General features: G+C 43.5%; 20 protein-coding genes. 12 read left to right on the forward strand and 8 right to left on the reverse strand.

The window, feature by feature from the left end; all coding sequences use genetic code 11:
• The first annotated feature begins 142 nt into the window (after positions 1 to 142).
• The 9 genes from C0638_RS15000 (at position 143) to C0638_RS15040 (ending at position 10,017) form a co-directional block, all read left to right on the forward strand.
• Positions 143 to 1,165 (forward strand): substrate-binding domain-containing protein, encoded by a 1,023-nt coding sequence (locus tag C0638_RS15000; protein WP_102163580.1) that lies wholly within the window; start codon positions 143 to 145, stop codon positions 1,163 to 1,165.
• A gap of 318 nt (positions 1,166 to 1,483) precedes the next feature.
• Complete coding sequence (locus C0638_RS15005; RefSeq protein WP_013372494.1) at positions 1,484 to 2,734, forward strand: PTS ascorbate transporter subunit IIC; 1,251 nt, start codon at positions 1,484 to 1,486, stop codon at positions 2,732 to 2,734.
• A 73-nt stretch (positions 2,735 to 2,807) separates the two neighbouring features.
• Positions 2,808 to 3,149: a cupin domain-containing protein gene (locus C0638_RS15010; RefSeq protein ID WP_025676085.1), complete on the forward strand. Its 342-nt coding sequence runs from the start codon at positions 2,808 to 2,810 to the stop codon at positions 3,147 to 3,149.
• A gap of 258 nt (positions 3,150 to 3,407) precedes the next feature.
• Positions 3,408 to 3,851 carry a HEAT repeat domain-containing protein gene (locus C0638_RS15015; protein WP_025676084.1) on the forward strand — a complete coding sequence of 148 codons (444 nt, stop codon included), beginning with the start codon at positions 3,408 to 3,410 and terminating at the stop codon, positions 3,849 to 3,851.
• Positions 3,852 to 4,127: 276 nt separating this feature from the next.
• Entirely contained in the window at positions 4,128 to 5,888 is a 1,761-nt protein-coding gene (locus C0638_RS15020) for a cache domain-containing sensor histidine kinase (protein ID WP_058711316.1), read from the forward strand.
• Between the two features lie 2 nt (positions 5,889 to 5,890).
• Positions 5,891 to 6,691 carry a response regulator gene (locus tag C0638_RS15025; protein ID WP_058711317.1) on the forward strand — a complete coding sequence of 267 codons (801 nt, stop codon included), beginning with the start codon at positions 5,891 to 5,893 and terminating at the stop codon, positions 6,689 to 6,691.
• Positions 6,692 to 6,827: 136 nt separating this feature from the next.
• Positions 6,828 to 8,171, forward strand: a complete 1,344-nt coding sequence (locus C0638_RS15030) for an extracellular solute-binding protein (RefSeq protein WP_013372489.1) — start codon at positions 6,828 to 6,830, stop codon at positions 8,169 to 8,171.
• A gap of 26 nt (positions 8,172 to 8,197) precedes the next feature.
• Entirely contained in the window at positions 8,198 to 9,079 is an 882-nt protein-coding gene (locus C0638_RS15035; protein WP_040103139.1) for a carbohydrate ABC transporter permease, read from the forward strand.
• Positions 9,080 to 9,135: 56 nt separating this feature from the next.
• On the forward strand, positions 9,136 to 10,017 hold the full coding sequence (locus C0638_RS15040) for a carbohydrate ABC transporter permease (RefSeq protein ID WP_058711318.1): 882 nt from the start codon (positions 9,136 to 9,138) through the stop codon (positions 10,015 to 10,017).
• 233 nt (positions 10,018 to 10,250) lie between these two features.
• Here C0638_RS15040 and C0638_RS15045 read toward each other — a convergent pair whose 3' ends face one another.
• The 8 genes from C0638_RS15045 to C0638_RS15080 all read right to left on the reverse strand — a co-directional run bounded on the left by C0638_RS15045 (position 10,251) and on the right by C0638_RS15080 (position 19,395).
• Positions 10,251 to 10,994: a DUF4261 domain-containing protein gene (locus C0638_RS15045; RefSeq protein WP_058711319.1), complete on the reverse strand. Its 744-nt coding sequence runs from the start codon at positions 10,992 to 10,994 to the stop codon at positions 10,251 to 10,253.
• 545 nt (positions 10,995 to 11,539) lie between these two features.
• On the reverse strand, positions 11,540 to 12,037 hold the full coding sequence (locus C0638_RS15050) for a hypothetical protein (protein ID WP_025676078.1): 498 nt from the start codon (positions 12,035 to 12,037) through the stop codon (positions 11,540 to 11,542).
• A 28-nt stretch (positions 12,038 to 12,065) separates the two neighbouring features.
• Positions 12,066 to 15,170 carry a contractile injection system protein, VgrG/Pvc8 family gene (locus C0638_RS15055; protein ID WP_233902331.1) on the reverse strand — a complete coding sequence of 1,035 codons (3,105 nt, stop codon included), beginning with the start codon at positions 15,168 to 15,170 and terminating at the stop codon, positions 12,066 to 12,068.
• Complete coding sequence (locus C0638_RS15060; RefSeq protein ID WP_013372465.1) at positions 15,091 to 15,570, reverse strand: DUF4280 domain-containing protein; 480 nt, start codon at positions 15,568 to 15,570, stop codon at positions 15,091 to 15,093. Before C0638_RS15060 ends, C0638_RS15055 begins: the two co-directional genes overlap by 80 nt.
• A gap of 31 nt (positions 15,571 to 15,601) precedes the next feature.
• On the reverse strand, positions 15,602 to 16,231 hold the full coding sequence (locus C0638_RS15065) for a hypothetical protein (RefSeq protein ID WP_058711320.1): 630 nt from the start codon (positions 16,229 to 16,231) through the stop codon (positions 15,602 to 15,604).
• A 12-nt stretch (positions 16,232 to 16,243) separates the two neighbouring features.
• Positions 16,244 to 16,756, reverse strand: a complete 513-nt coding sequence (locus tag C0638_RS15070) for an imm11 family protein (RefSeq protein ID WP_025676071.1) — start codon at positions 16,754 to 16,756, stop codon at positions 16,244 to 16,246.
• A gap of 12 nt (positions 16,757 to 16,768) precedes the next feature.
• Positions 16,769 to 17,872 carry a pentapeptide repeat-containing protein gene (locus tag C0638_RS15075; RefSeq protein WP_058711321.1) on the reverse strand — a complete coding sequence of 368 codons (1,104 nt, stop codon included), beginning with the start codon at positions 17,870 to 17,872 and terminating at the stop codon, positions 16,769 to 16,771.
• A 20-nt stretch (positions 17,873 to 17,892) separates the two neighbouring features.
• Positions 17,893 to 19,395 (reverse strand): hypothetical protein, encoded by a 1,503-nt coding sequence (locus tag C0638_RS15080; RefSeq protein WP_013372461.1) that lies wholly within the window; start codon positions 19,393 to 19,395, stop codon positions 17,893 to 17,895.
• A 249-nt stretch (positions 19,396 to 19,644) separates the two neighbouring features.
• Between C0638_RS15080 and C0638_RS15085 the strand changes: the two genes are divergently transcribed.
• The 3 genes from C0638_RS15085 (at position 19,645) to C0638_RS15095 (ending at position 21,918) form a co-directional block, all read left to right on the forward strand.
• Positions 19,645 to 20,607: a helix-turn-helix transcriptional regulator gene (locus C0638_RS15085; RefSeq protein ID WP_013372460.1), complete on the forward strand. Its 963-nt coding sequence runs from the start codon at positions 19,645 to 19,647 to the stop codon at positions 20,605 to 20,607.
• A gap of 108 nt (positions 20,608 to 20,715) precedes the next feature.
• Positions 20,716 to 21,342, forward strand: coding sequence for a type 1 glutamine amidotransferase family protein (locus C0638_RS15090; protein WP_058711322.1), 627 nt, complete (start codon positions 20,716 to 20,718; stop codon positions 21,340 to 21,342).
• A 51-nt stretch (positions 21,343 to 21,393) separates the two neighbouring features.
• Positions 21,394 to 21,918, forward strand: coding sequence for a VOC family protein (locus C0638_RS15095; protein WP_058711323.1), 525 nt, complete (start codon positions 21,394 to 21,396; stop codon positions 21,916 to 21,918).
• The last annotated feature ends 310 nt before the right edge of the window (positions 21,919 to 22,228 follow it).

Raw genomic sequence — 22,228 nt, forward strand, 5'->3', positions numbered from 1 at the left:
TTCCAACTCACATTTATTATATTTTCCTCCTGTAAAAGAAGGTATATAATAAAGGAAATTCACATTACATACAGGTTGTAGAGTACATACATAGTTGAAAATGAACACATGCCTAATACGCAATATAGAAAGGGGGGGAATCATGGTAACCACGATGAAAGAAGTCGCAGAACGTGCAGGGGTGTCGAAGAGCACAGTTTCGCAGTTTCTGAATAAAAGATACAACTATATGAGTGAAAGCACCAAGAAGAAGATTGAGCAAGCGATTGAGGAGCTCAGTTATATTCCCAATGAGGTGGCGCGCAGTCTCAAGCAAAAGAAGACCTTTATTGTGGGGGTTATTTCTTCAACTATTTTGTCGAGATTTACAACAGAAATCGTGCGCGCAATTGAAGATGAATGCCAACTGGAAAATGTCCAGGTCATTGTCTGCAATACTGATGATGATTCGCTCAAAGAGAAAAAGTACGTCCAGTCGATGATCGCTCGGCAAGTGGATGGACTTATTATTTTTCCGACAGAAGAGAACAAAAAATTATATGTTTCCCTTGTCAAAAGTGGCTATCCGTTCGTGTTTGTCGACCGAAAAATCGATGAAATCAACGTAGACACAGTGCTGTTAAATAATGAAAAAGCTAGCGAGCTTGCGGTTGAAGCACTGATTGAGCATGGTCACAAAAATATCGGCATCATCACGTTTCCCCTAGGCAAAAAAGCAATTACCACACGAAGTGAGCGGCTGTCTGGCTATAGAAATACGCTCGGCAAACATGACATATCCGTGCATGAAAACTATATCAAAAGCGGCAGGCTGGATGAAATGCCTGATCTTATTAGACAACTATTTCACATGGAGAACCCACCCACCGCAATCATTGCTACGAATGACATGATTTTGGAGCAAGTGCTGATCTATGCCAAAAATAATCATCTGACCATACCTAATGATTTTTCCTTGATTGGGATAGATGATGTATCCTTTGCATCTTTTTATAATCCGCCGATCACTACCGTTTCCCAGCCGAGTTTTGAAATGGGGAGAAGAAGTGCGAGGCTACTGCTCGATAAAATTGATCATAAAGAGCAGAAGCATGAGCAGCTGTCAGACATCATCCGATTGAATCCGGTCATTAACCACAGAGAATCTGTCCAAAAGTTAAATTGAATAATTGGAATAAGTATTTTTTTCTTTTTTTGAAAACGTTTTTATGAATTCTATTGTAAAAGGAAAATAAAGAGCTATAATGATCTTATGATTCGAGTCATGAATACCCTTTCTGGTAGTGTTGAGTGTAGTGATGACTGCAACTTAATAAAGGAGAGGAGTGAACCATAAACGGAAATTTATGATTGGATTTGTGATATAATTCACAAAAAAACAGTTCTACTTCTTTTTACATTCCCGGAAGGGAAATTTTTTTCAAGCATTACTAAATCGATTTAGTAAGAATGAAAAATAAAAGAAAAGAAGGTCGGGATCATTATGGAAATGTTTATGAGCATTATCAGGGAGCCATCCATCATTATTGCGATTGTGACATTACTCGGTCTCATATTCCAGAGGAAGAAAGTATCCGAGATCATAACCGGAACCACCCTTTCTTTCATGGGCTTTACCATGATTAAGGTCGGCGGCGGAATTTTAGGAGGCGTGCTCACCAACTTCAGCCAAATATTTTCTTTTGCGTTCAACCTTAAAGGTGTCGTACCAAGCAATGAAGCTATCATGGCACTGACCATTGATCAGATCGGGGCGGATGCTGCGCTCATTCTACTTTTTTCCATGATCCTTAACATCGTGCTTGCGCGCCTGACCAAGTTCAAGTACATTTATTTGTCTCTCCACTTGATTTTGTTCATGAGCTTTGCCGCTACAGCCGTTATGAAAGGTCTGGGTCTCAGTTCGCTAACTACAATCATCGTTGGTTCCTTGGTCATTGGGAGCTATATGGCAGTGTTTCCTTACCTGCTCCGAAATGCCAGCAAAAATATTATCAAATCGGATGAATATACAATTGCTCATGCTTCCATGACTTCTTACATTCTCGGTACCTATTTAGGAAAAGTTTTAGGCAATCGTGAACATGACACCGAAAATGTAAAAATAAATGACCGCATCAGTTTTTTGCGTGATCCCAATGTGGCAACAACCTTGACGATGCTGGTGCTTTTGTTGGTATCTGGACTGGTTGCTGGTTCTGAATATGTCAGCAAATTATCTAACGGCAAAGAATACCTTGTCTTTATCCTCGAACAATCAGCCACTTTTGCTGCTGGCTTGTATATCGCAAAAGCAGGTGTTAAGCTGTTCACGACTGAAATTGTACCCGCTTTCAAGGGGTTCTCCCAAGTGTTCGCACCTGGAGCAGTTCCTGGGGTGGATGTTCTGGTACTGTTCGACAAATCACCCAATTCCGCGTTGGTAGGCTTCTTGGTCAGCTTTTTCACAGGTGTGGCCTGCGTTTTTGTTTTCCCGCTTATCGGACTGCCTGTTATTGTACCGGGGATCATGGCCTGTTTTCTCGCTGGCGGTGCAGCCGCGATATTTGGCAATTCCAGCGGTGGTTTTAGAGGGGCAGTCATTTCCAGTTGTCTTAATGGATTCTTGCTCTGTCTGCTGCCGGCTCTCACCTTGCCGCTCTTTTCTTTTTTGGGTGCCGACGGAGTGACATTCGCCGATCCCGACTTTACAACCCTTTCCGGATTACTTTGGCTTATTTTCCGCTGGTTTTAAACTAAATCGATTTATGAATCTTTAAAAATAACTCATCTAAATAAATTGGGTTCTAAATGAGGAGGAATGATTCATGTTTTTTAATGACCAAGATATTCAAATGGATACAGTAGACAGTAATACGACCCGGAAAGTGCTGGCCCACAGTGACCAGCTTATGTATGTCAAAGTGATGTTTGCTAAAGCCCAAACTGGGGAGATCCTGTTGCATAAGCATGTCCATGAACAAGTCACTTATGTTTTGAAGGGAAGCTTTAAGTTCATGATCGATAATGGGGAAACCAAGGAAGTGCAGACTGTTAAAGAAGGAGACAGCATCCATTTTCCATCCGACACTCTTCATGGCTGTATCCCGCTGGAGGATGACGGAATTTTGCTAGATGCATTTACACCAGCACGTGCCGATTTTCTATAAATTTTCTTACTAAATATGGCTATTATCGAGCATGCCGAATATAAAAAAACTGTACCAACGCAGGTTTTCAGTTGTTAATCTGCACCAGTGAGCCTGAGGCGGAGCCTTGGGTTCTTTCTTGTTCATATTATTGGCTGTGGCTCCAATGCACTTCATAATGATCTTTTTTAGTAGAAGACCTGCAAGTATGTTATATTTAACAAACGGCAATCGTGATGAACAGCAGTGTAGTGATTTTTAGAAAAGGATGAGATTATTTTGGAAAACAACGAAACTCAGCAGGAATTTGCAGAAGTATATGAGCAGCTTAAGGTGGCTGCAAACCGAACCTCCGATTGGAAAGCGCGCCTAGCAGCGGTGAATGAATTGGGTGCATGGAAGAACCAGCAGACGATTGACTTGCTGACGCACCGAATGAATAATGATATGGTATATGCCGTTCAGGAAGCTGCTTACCACAAGCTACAGGAATGGGGCGAAAACGTACAGCCGCCTGTGCGCAAAGAGGGTGAGCTTGTTAAGGGGTTGACGAAGATTCTGGTGCGCATTAAAAAAAGCCTGCCAGCCGACCATACCTATAATGATTTTCGCGAGAAGCTGCACAAGATGAGAGTCGATATTTATGACGTATATGAAGGCGACAAGGGTGCTGAATTTGATCAGTGGCTGGAGCAAAAATGGGCTTCGTTATCCACAAGATAATGTCCGAACCCTGGCATTGAATGTAACTCTGAGGATTGCTACTGGTAATGCAGACGAAGTCTTAACAAGGATAAGGTGTTATCTTTGTTAAGGCTTTTTTTAATATATATCGTTATTACGTGTTATTATCAAACGCAATGATTTCAAAGAGGGCTGGCCGTTTTAATTAATCTCTGCTAAAAAGATGCCAACAAAGGGGAACGATGCGCTAGAATAGAAAAATAGAAAGCGTTATCATTATTGACTTTTCTGCGATGATTCAGGGGGAGAAGGCTTATGCGTTCAAAGTTTCAACCATTAAACACGTTGCGTAATCAGATCTTTATCGGCTTTATATTGGTAATGCTCATTATGATGAGTGTGGCGGGAGCGTTTATTTATCTCAATGTCTCTCACCTGTTGAAAGACAGTGCCGAACGGCATATTGGTCAAACCGCAGTACAAGCAAGCGGCAGACTGGATGCATTAATCGGCCAGATGGACAGCCTGACGGAACAAGTGGCGAATCATCCATCTGTTCAGCATATTTTGCTGGAGGAGCGTAATGGGGGCAAGGTGACTTTCGGACAGCGTCAATCGCTACTGCAAGTGATGCATAGCTATCAGGCTTATATGCCGAGCGTTGGCTCGCTGGAGCTGTATACCGCTGAAGGGAAGATGTTGTTTCCGATTAGAGAAGGCAGTCTGGAGGATCGTATCGGACAGGCGGACATTCGGGAAGCCAATGAGATGAAAGGCAGGCTGGTCTGGATCGGCATAGATCCTGAAAATCCCCAGTCGCTGCTGGCGATTCGGCAGGTGAGCCTGGTGGATCGCTGGTTTTCACGCGGAGGATATCTGATTACCCGCATGGAACGAAGTTATTTTGGGCTAAATGGTACGTCAGCGACCCATGAAGAAGCAAATGAAACAATGCTGCTTGTAGATCGCCGAGGGCAGCTGCTGTCGGGTGAGCCTATGAGTCAGACTAATTTGTTAGATGTATTGCACAGCAAGACACAGACGGTTCATATTGGAGAGCGCGAGTATGTGAAGGCAGTTCAGCAATCGGAACGGACCGGCTGGTCGCTGCTGATCCTGATTCCAGTTAGCGTCGTCACAGAAGGAATTACGGTTTTACGGACGACACTTATTATTTCGGCGTCTCTAGGTGCCGTGTTATTCCTGTTCATGTCCTTTATGCTGTCAACGTTGATTACCAGACCGATAGGTCACTTGATTCAGGCGATGCGCCGTTCACGGGAAGGAGCGTTGGCCTTGAATCCTGAACCTGCAGCAGCGGTTGAATTACGGGAATTAAATGCAGAGTACAACACGATGATTGTCGATATCAATGAATTGATCCGTGTCATTTGCGAGAAGGAGGCTTTACAAAGCCAGACCGAGCTTAAAGCACTGCAAGCGCAGATCAACCCGCATTTTCTTTTTAATACGCTAGATGCATTCAATTGGTCGCTGCAAGAAAAAGGAGAGGAGGAGCTTGCCGGGCTGATGGTGTCCATGTCGCGGCTGTTTCGTTATGTGATCGAACCGGCTCACCATGACTCTTGGGTGACACTTGGGGAAGAAATAGCACAAGCCCGTCGTTATCTGGAACTGATGGAGATGCGTCTGGGCGAACGTCTGAGCTGGCAAATTCATATGCCACCAGGGGCAGCAAGAATTCCACTTCCTAAGCTGCTGATCCAGCCCATTCTAGAAAATGCAATTTTACACGGTGTCGAAAATCGCATCGGCAATGGCCGTGTTGAAATTCGAATCACTCCTTCGGCGAGGTTGGGTTGGACTAGGATCGAGGTTGTAGATAACGGACCTGGAATGACACAGGAGGAACTTGCAGCTGTGCGTACAGCGTTGATCGAGGGATCTGCCTGTCAGAGCAAGGGAACCGGTATGGGACTGGTTAATGTGCAGCGCAGGCTTGCTCTCTATTATGACAGTGCATCTTATCCAACGGACGGCGTGCTGATCTACAGTGCTGTGCAGGAAGGAACGGTGGTCGCTTTTGAAATTCCTGATGAATACGGGGGGCGGTAGGAATGAGTTTTTCATCCAAGACCATTGTTATTGTGGACGATGAACAAAGAACACGTCAGGGGATACATCAGACACTGGAGCAGTGGACCGCCGGGAAATACCGGATTATGACATCGGGGAATGGCCTGGAGGCATTACATATGCTGCAAGCGGAGAAGGTGCATCTGCTGATTACAGATGTCCGGTTGCCGGAATTCAGCGGGCTGGATTTAATCCGTTCTCTGGAACGGGATTCACATCGCCCGGCGATCATTGTGATCTCGGGATATGCGGAGTTTGATTATGTCCAGCAGGCGCTTCGTCTCGGAGCCGTTAATTATTTGCTCAAGCCGATTGATAAGCAGGAGCTGCTGAATGCGGTAAATGAAGCACTTCAACTGGAAGAGGAACGGCAGCGGTACAAGAAGCTGGACAAGCTGGCTGACCCTGTTCTGCTAGAGCTTGACCTCCAAGCGACTACGCTTAGCGATCCGGTACGGCGAGCCTTCACCTTTATGGCAGAGCATCTTCACGAACCCATTACGATGGCGCAGACTGCAGCGCATTCACACCTGAATGCCAGCTATTTTAGTGTTTTATTTAAGGAGCAAAGTGGTTTGTCCTTCAGCGAATATCTACACAGGCTACGGATACAACGGGCTAAGGAGCTGCTGCTGCATACCCAGTTGACGATTGCCCAAATCGGTGAGCGCTCAGGCTACCGGACAGATAAATATTTTATTAAAGTATTCAAAGCGACCGAGGGGGTAAGTCCCAGCCGCTATAGGCAGCAGATGCGTAAAGGACCGGAGAATATTTACTGACATATAGGCTGCTCACAACCCAATAAAAGTGGAATTATACCCAATGAGCGTACCCTGTTGGAAGCAGAAATAGAGTGCTAAACTTACAAATGATAACGGTTACAAAAAATATAATTACAATAACGGAGGTCTAACGATGTCCAACGAGTATTCAGTTCGTAAGCGTTCTCATCGAAAATGGGTTGCTGGGTTGACCCTGCTGCTGTCATTCATGCTAGTGCTGTCCGGTTGTGGTGTTGGTAAGGATGGGCAAGGCGGTTCCAGTGGAGCTGGGGGCAAGGTTACGCTCAAAATGATGCACTTATGGCCAGAGGGAAGCTCGGCACAGCAAAGCAAGCTTGTAACCCAGATTATAGATCAATACCAAAAGGATCATCCGAATGTCGTCATTCAGCAGGAAGTGCTGGAAAATGAACAATACAAAAACAAACTCAAAGTGCTGTCAGCTTCCAACGAATTGCCAGATATCGGCATCACTTGGGCAGCGGGCTTCATGGAGCCTTACGTTAAAGGTGGATTATTTACGCCGATGGATGACCTGCTGCAAGGTTCCAAGCTGAAGGACAAATTCGTACCGGGAACGACCGATGCCTATGCGCTGGATGGTAAAACGTATGCGCTTCCGATCGAATTGAACATAACACCCATTTATTACAATAAAGCCATATTCCAAAAATACAACTTGAAGGTACCTGCGACATTTGATGAATTTAAGCAGGTGGTGAAAACACTTGTAGATCATGGAGTTGCACCGATTGCATTGGGCAATAAAGACCGCTGGACGGGTTCGCTTTGGTACATGTATCTGGCAGACCGTATAGCAGGTAGCGAAACGCTGAAAAAAGCAATTGACGGCTCAGGATCATTCGATGACCCTGGTTTAATTCAGGCGGCCTCCGAAATTCAGACGCTGGTGGATATGAACGCCTTTAACAAAGGATTTAACGGCTTGTCCAATGATGAAGGAAAATCCGAGTTTATGAACGACAAAGCGGCGATGTATTTGATGGCTACTTGGGAGTTGCCGAATTTTACGACTAATCCCGAAATCCCGCAAGCGTTTAAAGATCAAGTCGGCTTCTTTAAATTCCCGATGGTTGCAGGCGGCAAGGGCAACGAGAACAGTTGGGTAGGAGGTCCGGGAGTCGGCTTGTTTGTTTCGGAAAATTCCAAAGTAAAAGAAGAAGCCAAAGCGTTCGTGGAATACTTCGTAGAAAAATGGGGAGAGCAATCGGTCACACAGGCGGGCGTTATTCCGGCGACGAAGGTGGACACCTCTAAAGAAAAATTGCCCAAGCTGTATGTCGATCTGCTGAATGGGCTGAACCAAGCCAGCAACATTACATTGTTCGCTGATGTACAAATGAAGCCGAATGCAGCGCAGGTACATTTGAATATGATTCAGGCGTTGTTTGGTAAAGCGGTGACACCGCAACAATTTGCCGACCAGCATAAGGCTGCCATCGAGAAAGGAAATTGAAATTGACCACCTAAGGAGGTCTGACCGTGGAAAAGGTCATGTCCAATAAGCTCGTCATTGCTCTCTATGTGTTGCCTTCCCTGCTGCTGTTATTTGCCGTGATTTATGTGCCCATCGTACTGACCGGCTATTACGGCCTGAATCAGTGGAATGGAATCGGCCCTATGACTTTCGTAGGGCTGGACAACTATCAACATTTGTTCACAGACACGGCGTTCTGGCAAAGTGCCTGGCATTCGCTGCTGCTGGCCTTGTTTTCAGGCGTCAGTCTGATCGGTTATCTGGTCGTTGCAATGATTTTGTCAGGAAAAATCAAGGGAGCGAACCTGCTGCGGAAAATTTATTTAATTCCCATGCTGCTGTCTTCTGTAGCGATCGCTCAATTGTGGCTCAAAATGTATCATCCGACCAACGGCGTGCTGAATTCTTTGCTGGCATCAGTCGGAGTTCACAACCCGCCCGAGTGGTTAGCTAATCCGTCGCTGGTGCTGCTCGCCTTGTTCATCCCGATTATTTGGCAATATGCAGGCTTTTATATCCTGATTTATTATGCTGGGCTGAAAAACATTCCCGAAACGCTGATGGAGGCTGCCCGCATCGACGGAGCCAGTGCCTGGCAGATTGCGACTCGTATCAAATTGCCTCTGCTGCGCGAGGTGATCAACGTGACGATCATATTGTCGATTGTCGGCTCGCTCAAATATTTTGACCTGATCTACGTCATGACGGACGGTGGGCCGAACGGAGCCAGTGAGGTGATGGCTTCGTACATGTACCACCAGGCGTTCCGCAGCTTTGATTTCGGATATGGCAGCGCTACAGCCTTTGCTCTGCTGCTCATCTGCCTGATTGCTACGTGGGTGATTCGTAAGGTGACCGCCACTAGTGACACCATCCAGTATTCATAGAACACTCATGCCATTAGATCAGGGTAACAGAGGACAGAAAGAGGGAGGAAACGGATATGAAAACCCAGGCAGCCGCCAACTATCCGCTTGGAGTCGCTACCCGCGGCAAAATGTTAACTCGGGTCGGTTATGCCGCTTTGTATATACTTTTGATCATCTTAGCGGTGACGCAGCTTTTACCGCTGGTGTGGCTGATGCTTTTTTCGCTTAAAAATAATCAGGAAGTATTTAACCTTCCACCGTTTGCACTCCCGTCCCAGCCGCATTGGGAAAACTATATGAATGTGTGGACCAGCGGCAATATCGGACGGTATTTCTTCAATAGTGTGTGGATCACAGTCATATCTGTGGCGTTGACAGTGCTGCTGGCTAGCTTTGTTACGTTTGCCATTACACGTATGCGGTGGAGAGGGAGTCAGCTGGTCCTAGGACTTTTTATGGTCGGACTCATGATTCCAGTCCATTCCACCTTGATTCCGTTATTCAGTATGTTTCTCAAATTGCATTTAACAGACACTTCGGTATCCATCATCCTGTCGTATGTCGCTTTTAATCTGCCGACAACAATGATGATCTTGCTGGGCTTCTATTATGCCCTGCCCCGTGAAGTGGAAGAAGCGGCCGTTATGGACGGCTGCTCCGTCAACCGGATGTTCTTCAGAATTGTGCTGCCCATGACCACCCCCGTCATGGCAACGACGTCTATTATTAACATGATCTACAACTGGAACGAGTTTATTTTCGTCAATACGTTCATCAGCTCAGATGAAAATAAAACACTGACCGTCGGCGTTCAGAACTTTATCGGACAGTATACGACCGACTGGGGAGCAATCGGAGCCACGTTGATGATCAGCATTTTGCCCATTTTGCTCGTGTTCCTCATCATGAGTGACCGGATTGTGGAAGGAATCGCAGCCGGGTCGGTTAAGGGGTAAAGCAAATTTTCTTGATTAGAAGAGCACCCCTAGTATAGACATTGGATCAAACCTTTTGGTTTGTCCGATGAGTGCTAGGGGGTGCATTTTTGTTGAGTTTAGTTTAGGCGGTTGGAGGGCTAGTTATTAGTTGCTGGTCTTGAACAAAATAAAGGCTTATTCCTCCTCATAATAGTAAGTAGAATAAGCCTCTAAGAATTTATTAAGTATAACTGGGTATCAAATGAAAAAATTTAATTGTTAGGGCGGTGATTTCGAATTAAATTCCATACTCCGAATGGATTATAGAATGGATCTTCTTCCTCAAACATTGTACATTGTTTATGCTTTAATAGATAGATTGGAGAGCTTGGATCTGTACTAAATGTTTCTCCGTCAGTGATCTTTGGAGCTTCTACAAGGTTATATAAACAAAATATCCTGAATAATGTGGACACTTCCGACCCAGTTATGTCTTCAGAAGTTGTTTGTACATCAGGATAACCAAAGCTGTGCATACCAGTAGTGTAAAATGTGTTTTCTTCGCGGGACATTTGAATAAACGCAGTAAAAACTTGAGCAATGTCCCTGCTACTTGTTATTTCTAACCATTCCTCTTTTGTACTTGCTCTTCCAGAAGATTCAACATTTACAGCCATTCCTCCTGCATGCAATACAGCACTAGCAACCTCCATAATATCCAAAACTTTTTCTATAGAACCGCCCTCACCCAAAAGATAGATGATACTTTTATGTTCATTTAATTGATCAATATGTTCCCTTTTAAATGAGCCATTTCCAGCTACCTCGAAAGCTTCTGCAACATAAGGATTATATTCACTCATTTCTACGTCAAAGAAATCTTTTGGATTATTAAGGTTTCCGATATGGCTACCTGCATATATAAAACCGTTTCCCTTTCGAGCCATTGCCTCTATAAATTCATCTCTTGTTTCCCAATAACCAGGTATTCCTAAAATAATTTTTGGTAAACTCATAGCAATATCACCTTATCTCGCAAGAATTTATACTCGACCATATTAATCTTTATTCATCTAATTTTTCTAAGAGGAAATTGGCCTTTTTAAATGTAAATTTAGATCGTCATCATTAAATTTTTTTTAATCTTCTGTTTAGTGAGACTTTCTAATTTGCCCAAAATTCCGCATCGGGTAACATCTTGATAGTGCCCAGAGCCAGTTTGTGCAAGCCCTCTTCTAAGTTATTCCCCTAATTTTCCATAAAATGAATTTTATATAGTTAATTTCATTTGGGAACTTTAGATTATATTAATGTAATTTTAGGAAATGAGAAATAAGTGAAAGCATAAAACACAGGTCAATAATGGTGACTTCTGACCATAATCGACCTGTTTATTGTAAACTTTAGACTTTTTAAGGTTATGCTTTTAATCATCAATGTGTGTTTAAGTAAACAAGAAAAGTCTTTATACGGGTATTACATGAGCTATATAAGTCTTTGGTAGAGCAGATGACTTACTCAGCACTGGGTAGTTCACCTAACCGAAAAAATGTAAAAATGGTTACTCTATACGTTCATTGTCAAGTGCATCCAAGATTTCATCACTTATATCAAGTGGTTCCCTTTTAACTCGATTTGCAAGCGAAAGAAAATCAGTAGCACCAACTACATTCAAATAACCTCCCCTTATAAAGAAAAGGCCACCTCTTTCATATAGCTTTATTGCTGGCTCAAACAAATCTTTATTATCAATAGCAATTTGATTTCCTTCATCAATGAGTGCGTTTAACTCTATATAACTGGTAACAATTTCTCTAACATAACTATTGTCAATTTCCTTTAGTATTTGTAATTCATCAACACTCACTTGTGACTTAGTTATCGAATTTGAAATGATAATAAAAGGATACCTACAAGGCCCAGGATAATATTGGAGGAATATTGATGCTCTTCTTAAGTATTCTTTACTCAAATGAACATGTGATCTTGCTTGTTTGTTTCCAATACAACTCCAATCTATTGCAGAAATACGCTTAATTGCCTGATTAAAATTTTCCATCAATTATTTCGCTCCATCTTCTCTATTTTTATTGCCCAAGAACTTTTTTCGCATAATATTCATATCCTCCAGGGAGTTCAAATGAAGGTTGATCAGAAGCTACATCATGTGCACCAGGAGGATCTGAACCAAAATCATCACTATCTTTTTGATACGAACCAGGATTTTTATATGGGTAGCCTTGTTTCATTTTTTCACTTTCAGTCAATTCATGTTTAGCTAACTCTTGAAACCACTTTTTTTGTTTTGGATCTAGCTCACCTTTTTGTGCTTCTTTCCATATAAACCCAACCTCTAAATCAGGAGTAAAGTGGCCAACTCGATAACTTTGATTATCTAAAGGAATTTTATGTGTATCAAAAAACATGTGTTGTTTCATAGCCCTAATTTCTGCTATTGTCATACCAGTATTTTTTGCAACCTGTTCAATATCAGTCATACCAACACTTCTAATATCATCATAATCCTTTGATGCAGCTTTATATTCTTTTTCTTGAAATTCATCCATAAATGTGGGTTTATAATCATCTACACGCTTGTATTCATTCCAATCAATCTTTTTAAGGGTAGGTATTGATTCAGGAACATTACCCGTTCCCTTAGTGCTCTTACCCGTGTACTCTCCTGATTCTAACGCATCAATCTGCTTTTGTCTCTCAGGTGAAATCTTTGCACCGGAACCTTTAGAATGTGGGATGTCAGGACCAGGATCATGAAACCGATAATGACCACCAGCAGTTGCGAAGATGGGTGACCTTTTAGTTAAACGAATATTCATCTTTCTAGATACACTTTGCAAGTAACTCCCCAAGGATTCAAAATTGGTTGGAAAACGGATGGCATTCGTTTTGAATTTACCATCTCCAATCTTGGCCAGAGCAGAGTCGGTCTTTGCTGAATCTCCGAATAACCCCGGTGCTCCTCCTTTCCCAGCTTTCTTTTCTTCAGCTTCCTTGAGCTCCTTAGATAAGGAGGCTTCTTCTTTCCCCAACTTTCCCAGCTTTCTAACTAACTTTGTGCCACCTTTAACAAACGCATAAATGTCTGCAACACGTTCAACGGCCTTGATACTGTCGTATCCTGCATCGTAACTTTCCTGTTTGGTATCGGTCAATGGATTAGGGAAGAAATTATTCAATTTTCGCTCAATCGGATCGGGTATACTTTTTATGCCATCCCATACGGTTTCAAGATCGTGAACCACATCTTTCTTTGTTTTCTTCCCTTGGAATGAATCGGCAATATAGTTCCAGCCAAACTTCGCACCGTTCTTAATGCCCTCGAGCGTCTCATTGCGCTCCAGAAAACCTTTACCAGTGTAATTTCCCGGCATAACAAGAGGGGTCATTACCATGGTCCCCATATCCACTATATCGACAACCGAGTCCCATAAACCGCCTATAAATTCCAAACCCGCATCCCATTCTCCCTTGAGGGTGGCACCTACGTTTTCTTTAGCACGAGCTCCCATTACACCTTGGATTCCCTTTTCAGCGACTTGTTTCTCAAAGTCAGATAAGATCGGATCTGGGTAGTATTGATGGAGGGAAGCTTTAAGCTGGATTTCCGAACTCACGCTGTTGACTTCCTGTTCCAAATCAAGCGTATCCGTTGTTGTATTCAAATGTAAGCCGTTGGTTCCTTGCAGCAGAATACTACCTGCCGAAAGACTAAGACTGCCTGCGGCTTGAATTTGTACACGTTGGGTGCTGTTCAGGCTGACACCGTTATGGGTATTCATGGAGATGTATAGCGATCCTTCCTGCGCACTCATCGACAGCTCGGAGTTCCCTAAGGAAATTTCTTTTCCTTGTGGATTTGCAAAGGATTTAACCCCAGGATCGGCTGTTTTACGCTGGTGACGTTCTGTAGGTGATTCGATCACCGCACCTTGAGCTGCGTGAGATGAAGAGACAGCAACACTAGATGGTTTCGTTCGGACCGATTGTATGACCATCGCATCGTCTTCGTCTGCACTTGGAAAATACAGCTTCACCTGTGCACCCTTTTCCGGCATCAGATACCACACCTGATTCCCTTCTGCAGAATAGGGGAACCACTGGGCATCCCTTGGATTTTGATGACCGTCTATATCCAGATGCAATCGAACCTGATTCCGACTGACCTCCAGTATTTTTCCTTCGATAGCCGCGCCAATGATCGTTCGATTATAGATTTTAGGGACCTTCAAGCTCGCCGACAGGGCGCATTCATATGACCAAGTCATCAAGCCACGAATCAATTGACCCTCACGTTTGGTGATGACGTAAGTTTCGTGATTGCGTTCAACTTCATCTCCTAATTGCAGCATTTGATCCCACTCAAAGGTATAACGGGTGTAATCTCCGATATTGGCAGATCTCCAGCCGTTCGCCTCCTGATCCAGATAAGGAGCGATCTTGCGTTGTAACGAAAAAGGAACCTCTTTCAAATGAATATGCTGCCTGGCTTGCGGGATTCCGATCCAAATTTGCGCATGGTGTGAAACGATATTGGGGACGAGCAGGGCTCCCACATGTGAAGCCAGCCGTTTTAAAAAAGTCCAATCCGTCTCCTGATACTGCATAATAAACTGTCCTGTCGCTTTTTTCTCAAAAGCTTCATCGATCTTATCCGAGCCTTTATAATCGGCCAGTACTGCATCTACAATCTCCACAAATTTTTGATTGATATGTTGAAAGGAACGATTTTTGAACTGCGTATCCAATTTGAAGCTGTGAGAAATGACGTCGAGAGTTACCACGATTTCCTGGTGCGTGTGCTCCACATCTACGCAGTATAGTTGTCCTATGAATAATGGATGCTTCTGATCTTTGGCATCGGAATACCATAGCTCAACTTCGTCGTCGCTACTTGCTTTAGTAATGATCGTGTCTGCTTGATTGCCTTCCAAGACGCCCGTGATCTTCAGTCTGGCATGTTCTCCGAGCTCGTGACTCATATGGACATTACGAAGACGCAGCTTGCCATAGGGCCAGGTAACATGTAGATGCTGATAGGTAAAACGGTCTTTTGCTACGATGTTCATTCCTGAATCTCCTTGCTTGATAAAATCAACTGTCTTGCCCGTCATCGATGATTGAGATGATGCCCCCACCACTAGGTCCGATCGCAGAAGAGAGGGTACCATCATCACTGGGGTCTATCATGAAATTGAACGTATTAGTCAAAACATCTTGGCAGCTACACATTAAGGTCGAATTGTTGAGTAGGGCGGGTGCCCCCTCAATCAATACGTCTTCTTTCCCACCGGTCCACTTGGACCCAAACGCAATCTCAGGTTCGCAAGGAAGACCATGCTTCAATTTACACAGACCAAAAGCATTGATTTTGCTAATATTGGCTCCACAAATGGCATCGTCCACGTTCAGAACGGGTTTATCTTTAATGAAGACACCATGGCTGTACATCATATTAAGCACACCAGGGTCTGTACCTTGACTGCACTGTAGCTTGGCTCCTCTCACCACATAGGAATGTTCTCCGCTGAGTGCACCTTGGGCCAAAGCTTTAATAAGTATAGGTAAAAACATATAAGTACCTCCTTGGATAAAAGGTATAGATTCAAGAAAGCTCCGACCATGTCGCAGTATGCAGCATGGCATAGGTTAACGGAACCCAGAGGGGAGCATCCTCCAGCTTAAATTGGCAACTCCCGATCATAGCCTTGCCACGCCAGGAACGCACAAAGACAATCTGATAATAGGGAGAGGGGGAAACTAGAAAAATAGCTTCATAGCAGCCAATGATGGTATCTTGAATAGAAAGAATCTTTTCATCTACAAGCTTCATACTTGGTTGTGCGCGACTGGTTTGCTCAATCATCTGTTGTTGATAGACTTCTATTTGCGTAGTGTCCAGTTCTTGCCTGCTTTGGTGCAGACCGAACAGGATTCCGCCCAGCTTGTCCTGAACGACGAAGCTTCTCGATGGATCTACCGTCTGTCCAGTTCGAACTTCTGGAGCAAGAGAGTCAGGCAGGGAAATGGTGACTTGATTTTCAAAGACAGGAAGGGTTTGAAACCGAATTTCCTGTTCATTCGTCAGCGTTAGTGAGCCTTTTAAAATTCCCTCTATCGCTTCTTCAATAGATATCATCATCCAGCTTTCATCGTTTTCCGCTGTACTTAATTGCTCTTTCAATATTTGCTGATGATGCAGTTTTAAAAAAAATTCATCCCAATGCTCCGTCAAGATTGAACCTCCTTATAAGAGTTCTAGCTTCTGTAGCCGAAAACCACTCAAACTCCGCCGAAGCAAGCTTTCAGCAGCCTCTAAGCTAACGATGAAATAAGGTTCCCTCACGTTGGACAATCGGAAAAAATGGTGTCCATTCACCTTATGGCTATCTAGAACAAGTCGTTTTAGAGTTTGGTCGTGCGCATAAAATTCAGTCTGCTCTGAAATGCCATCCACAGAGGGAACGGAACAAATCCAATATAATTCCTGACGGCTAGGTTCCCGGTTCACGATATACACCTGCTTAAAACGAGCTTGTGTATTGTATAATTCTAGAATCCGTTTCATAGGATCGGAAAATAGCGGTTGTGAGGTTAAAAATGGTAGCCAGTCCGTATACTCCGCATCTTCTGTCGCATGAACATCTAAAACCTGAGCCGGAGGCATGCCAACAAATGGCGTTTTAAAAAGATTTAAATTCATCGGTTCAATGTTTCGGGATATACGATGATCATCGACCAGCACATAATAATGGCGCATACACATTCCTCCTTACTCCGTCCACACAATAGATTGAAGCTGTGCTTCGCTTAGTTTCCAATGCTGGTAGTACTTTTGCGGGACGAGGGTTCCTTGCATCGAAGCCCCATCAAAATACGCATGTTCAAACGAATGTACATCCGTAAAATCGGCCCCATCCAGGATGGCATGTTCAAAATGAAGGCCACATAGACCTGGCACCCGAACTCCATGTTCCCGATAAGGTTGTCCGCTGGCATTACTGAAGTTAGCATCTCTCAAATTGCTATATCTAAAATCCGCGTCGGTCAGTAAGCATCCCTGAAAGCTACCCCCTGCTAGATTCGATCGCTGCCACATGCTTCCGATCAATATGCAGGTGTGAAACTGGCTTTCCCGTAAGTCACTGTGGCTAAAATCGTTATAGCGCAGATCCTTTTGCATCAGGTGAAGGTGGGGAAGAGAGAGCCGCTTTAGGTTTTCGTAAACATAGGGTTCTTCTTCACTGGAGTGTATCAATTGCTCTCTCACATGATCTGCAAGAAGTGCTTCCTGATCTTCGACATATAGATTCTCGCTGATATCCTTGTACTCACCCGTTCGGATGGCTACACGATCAGCTTTATGAATAGCGAGATACTCAGGCATTTGAACCACTTCTGTCATGCCTAAGCGCAGAAGGGAGCTCACAAACTGGTGGAATAAAGGAGCGGATTCCAACATCAATCGTTCAACGTCCACTGAAGTGATCGTCCCCATATATATTTTTCGTTCCTTCTCCAAGGCTTCCAACATGATACTCATTGGTGCGTAAGCCCATGACGCGTCATAGGTTAACTTGCAATCGGAATCATCTTCGTACCATTCAGTAGAATAAGCCTCGACCATATACAGGTAGGATTGCTCCAGCATCTGAGTGCGCAAGAACGAGTAGTGAATATATCCAATGGGTTCTTTTTGGCCTTGTTGCTGCATGCTCAAAATGTGTATACACAAATTCCTAAACGATTCTTTGAAATCGGAGATTAGTTGAGCTTGGTAGCGATCAAACATGGCTTCCAGCCTGTCCAACTGAATGTCCAACAAAGGTGTAAAATGATGTTCTTTAAAATGGTATAATGCCGCTTGTTTATCCATCTGCTAGTTCTCACCTTCCGTTAGTTCATCTTAATTTCCGTGCCGGAGAAGGTGGTTTTGTCATCCAACGTGATCGTGTTACCTTTACCAGACAGCTCAATTTTTCCGGCAGAAAGCTGGATGTTACCGGAACTCATAATAATATCCGAAGCCGCGCTAATACTCACATTTTTTCCACTTACAATATCAATGCCTGTTTTATCGTTAATGACAATGGACATGCCATTGCCAGAAATAACGATTTGATCTGGGGCGAGCATGATTTCTTTGCCGTATTTGGTTCGCAGCGTCTTAATGGCAGGATCAGCCATTCGATCTGGCGCAGGAGCTACCGCAGACAGTGCCGAAGAAGACTTTGATCCGGCAGACGAAGCAGAAGTTGTGCCATGACCAGAAGTAACAGAAGCTTTTCCCCCGGAAGGTTGTGGTTCTCTTTTAACTGAGCTGATTGCGTATCCTTCTTCTTCCTTATAACTGGGGAAATAAATGCGAATGCTGTCCCCATCCTCAGGCATACAATACCAGCCCGTGTTATCCGCAGAGGCATAAATGGTAGAGTAGGGAAACCAGTAATCTGTGTTCGGATCTTGCTGATCGTCCATATCGAGCTGGGCGCGTACTTTGTCCCGACGAACGCTCAGTACCTTGCCTTGAATGGAAGCGCCGATAATAGAGCGATTGTAGTCTTTAATCGGTCGTAAGCCGCTCCGTGGTGACAGCTTGGCGGTATGGGTCAGTACCCCATCCTTCATCTCCGTTAGCACCTCAGCTACGATCAGCTTATGACCTTGAAAGGTCACTTCGTAGCCAGGCTCCAGCAATTTCTCCGTCTCGACCTCATATTGGATAAAATCCGCATCACGCACGCCAGGGATATGGTTCTCTGAGGCGGTTTGAAAATCCGCGACCCGTTTGGTGACTTTATAATTCGTAGATTTAATTTCTCCTTTGCTGAGTCCCATAGGTAGGCCAAAATAAAACTTTGGCACTCCATAGCCCACTGCAGGAATGAGCGGAGAGTAGAAGTGGGAAGCCATCCGTTTCAGAAATTGCCAATCGGTTTCATCATATTGCATGATAAAGGTACCAATGGGCTTCTTATGGGACACAACATCCATCGCTTCTGCTTTGGAGTAGTCCGATACAATACTTTCAATCAAACCCGTATAGGTGAGCTTGGGATTTTGGAAAGAGCGTTGATGGCGTTTAATATCTAACTCGTAGGTATGAGAGATGGCTTCGACGGTTAGGTAATGGACCCCGTGAACGACTTTTTCCTCTACATCCAAGGCAATGCCTCGAAAAAGAGGCTGCCGATTGCCATTTTTGTCCGTAACAAAAGCTTTGACCTGGGTTTCTTCATCCGAAGCACGTACATACAGCTCTCGCTTTTTCTCCGAGATGATGCCTGTACAGATCATTCGGGCATGATCATTGACTGTTTTTAAGATTTTAAGTTCATGGAGGCGGACGAACTCATAAGGCATGATTTCGATATGACCGTACGTCACGATATTTTCCATAGGTGTCTCCTTCTGTAGTTGTGTTTAAAAAGTGGAATTATAAATCCAGCATATGTATTTATCGGTTAAAAGAGAGAGTTAGTTTACAGAATGACCCATTCATTATGGTATTTACTATGTGTAAATCTGGAATTTGGAGATATAAGAGGGAAGTATAAGATGGAAAAAAGCATATAATAGGTGGTAAGAGGGAGTATAAAGTGATATTTATAAAAGATTGAGCTTTAATGAGAGAGGAGGGTTCATATTATGCCAAAAAACGATAATATGCTGGCCATTTTATGGATGCTGAATTCGGGTGTGAAAATGACCGCAAAACAAATATCCGAAAAGTTAGAAATAAATATAAGGACAGTTTATCGGTATATTGACGCACTATGCGCCAGTGGAGTGCCTATAATATCCGATACGGGTCATCATGGCGGGTATCGCTTGCTGAATAATTTTATCCGAGCACCTTTACTATTTGATATGGAGGAAAAAAAGGCGCTCCTTCATGCTGCTGTTTTTGCAAAGGAAGCTGGATACCCTTTGAGTGAGGCATTAAGCAATGCGACGTCAAAATTGAAAAAGTATTCGAATCAAGAGCAGGAAAGTATACTTAGCCGTCATTTAGCCGGATTTGAAGTGATAAATCGCATGGGAGATCCTTCTCTACAGCCGATATTGGCAGAATTGGAGCAGGCTGTAGCCAACGAATTCTCTGTTGAAATGGATTATCGCACAAGCCATGAAGAACAACCCAAGAATAGGGTGATAGACCCCTACGGAATGGTTTACTGGAACAACAAATGGTATACTGTTGCATTTTGTCACCTAAGGAATGAGATCCGTAGCTTTCGGGCAGATCGGATTCTACAGATTAAGCGTACTCCAAGCCTATTTAAGCGGCCTGAGGCTTTTTCGGCTCGTGAATTTTTTATGCAAAATCTGTTACCTGATTTAGTGGGCAAGGACGGTTTAATTTCTTTAATGATCGAAGGCAAGTCAGAGGCATTGGATGACTTATGTCTGCATTGGTTTTTGGGGCATCATCTGAAAGAACGAACCGCTAACCAAGCCATCTTTTTGCTTGAGGAAAAATCACTTCATACATATGTCCCTTATTTACTCCTACCCTATGGGAAATCCATTCAAGTCATCGAACCACAGAGCTTGAAGGAAAAACTAGTTGCTGTTGCGTCGGAGTTAGTAGAATATTATCAGCGCTAAAAGCTTCACTGACAGCAGATGTCAGTGAAGCTTTTTTATAATGGGGATAATCACGGGTTACTGAGGTTGGTATCACTTGATAAATTATAAAATAAGGAGAACCTGTGAATGAATAGTACGGTATATCTTTATGTATTTGACACTATGGCAGACTGGGAGATCGGTTACTTAACTGCCGAACTGAACTCGGGGAGATATTATAAAAAGGGGCTGTTCCCATCCAAAATAGTTACCGTGGGAATGGAAAAGACTCCTGTCACAACCATGGGCGGATTGAAAATCCTGCCTGACATCAAACTGGATGAGTGCAGCATTGAGAGCACGGATTTATTGATTTTACCCGGTGGAAATACATGGACAGAAACCATTCACCAACCGATTTTAAAAATTGTTGAGAGATGTTTAGAGGAAGGTATATGGGTGGCGGCGATTTGTGGTGCTACCATGGGACTTGCCCAGGCAGGACTACTGAATTCACGTTCGCATACAAGCAATGATCTGGAATACCTCAAAATGACCTGTCCCACCTATACGGGCGAAAAGTATTACAAAATGGAATCTGCTGTAACGGATGGAAGGCTGATCACTGCATCTGGAACGGCTCCGTTGGAATTCTCCGTACACGTTTTGAAAGCTCTAGGTGTGTTTTCTTCTAAAACATTAGAGGCTTGGTATAGTCTTAATAAGACTCGTGCATCCAAACATTACTATGAGTTGATGAATTCAATCCAATGAAGGTATAAGCATAAAACTGAACTGTTACGATCATTTAAAGGAGGAGTTAAAATGACTGAAAGCAGAGAATATGTGGGAGTGTCAGGTAAATATACAAAGAATGGAATACCCAACGGCTTTACATCTATTACCCCGTTTATTACTGTGGAGAATCCTTTGGAAGCAATAGAGTTTTATAAAGCGGTTTTCAATGCGAGGGTTAAGGATATTACTGAATTTTCTGATGAGAATGGCAATAAAATCATTGTTCATGCGGAATTAGATTTTGGAAATGGTTTTTTGCAACTCGGAGCAGCGAATCCGACATATCAATTGGTCTTGCCACCAGATGAAGGAAATGCGTGTTATTCTTTCGGAATTTACGTAATGAATGTGGATCAGGTCATTGAAAATGCGGTAGCAAGAGGGGCGAAAGTAAGGGAGCCCGTTACAAACTTTGTTTCAGGTGATCGATTCGCAAGTATACTGGATCCTTGTGGAGTAAGATGGTCTATTATGACCAGGATCGAGGATTTGTCAGAAGAAGAAAGCAGTCGTAGGGTTGCTGAATGGGCCAAAAGCTTTAGTGAAAAATAGATGCGATCACTTTTTAATAAAAAAGTATTAAGAATGACAGTTTGCTGAAATGATGTAATAAAAATTCGGATGCCAGATAGTTGGCCCAAAATACGGCAATCATTGTCACCACACAAGAGTATGAGGAGTGATGTACACTGTCAGTAAGAAAAGATTGATTACAGAATGCATTGGTGTTTAGCTCCTCAATGAGGGTCTAGTTGATAAATGGAGAGAGCTCCTCAAGTCTGATACATATGGCTTGAAGAACACTGATAATAACAATTAATGTATATTAAAAGTTTGGGACAGAGGTTCAACTCCCCACGTC

The organism is Paenibacillus sp. lzh-N1 (assembly GCF_002872435.1).
Classification (GTDB): Bacteria; Bacillota; Bacilli; order Paenibacillales; family Paenibacillaceae; genus Paenibacillus; species Paenibacillus polymyxa_C.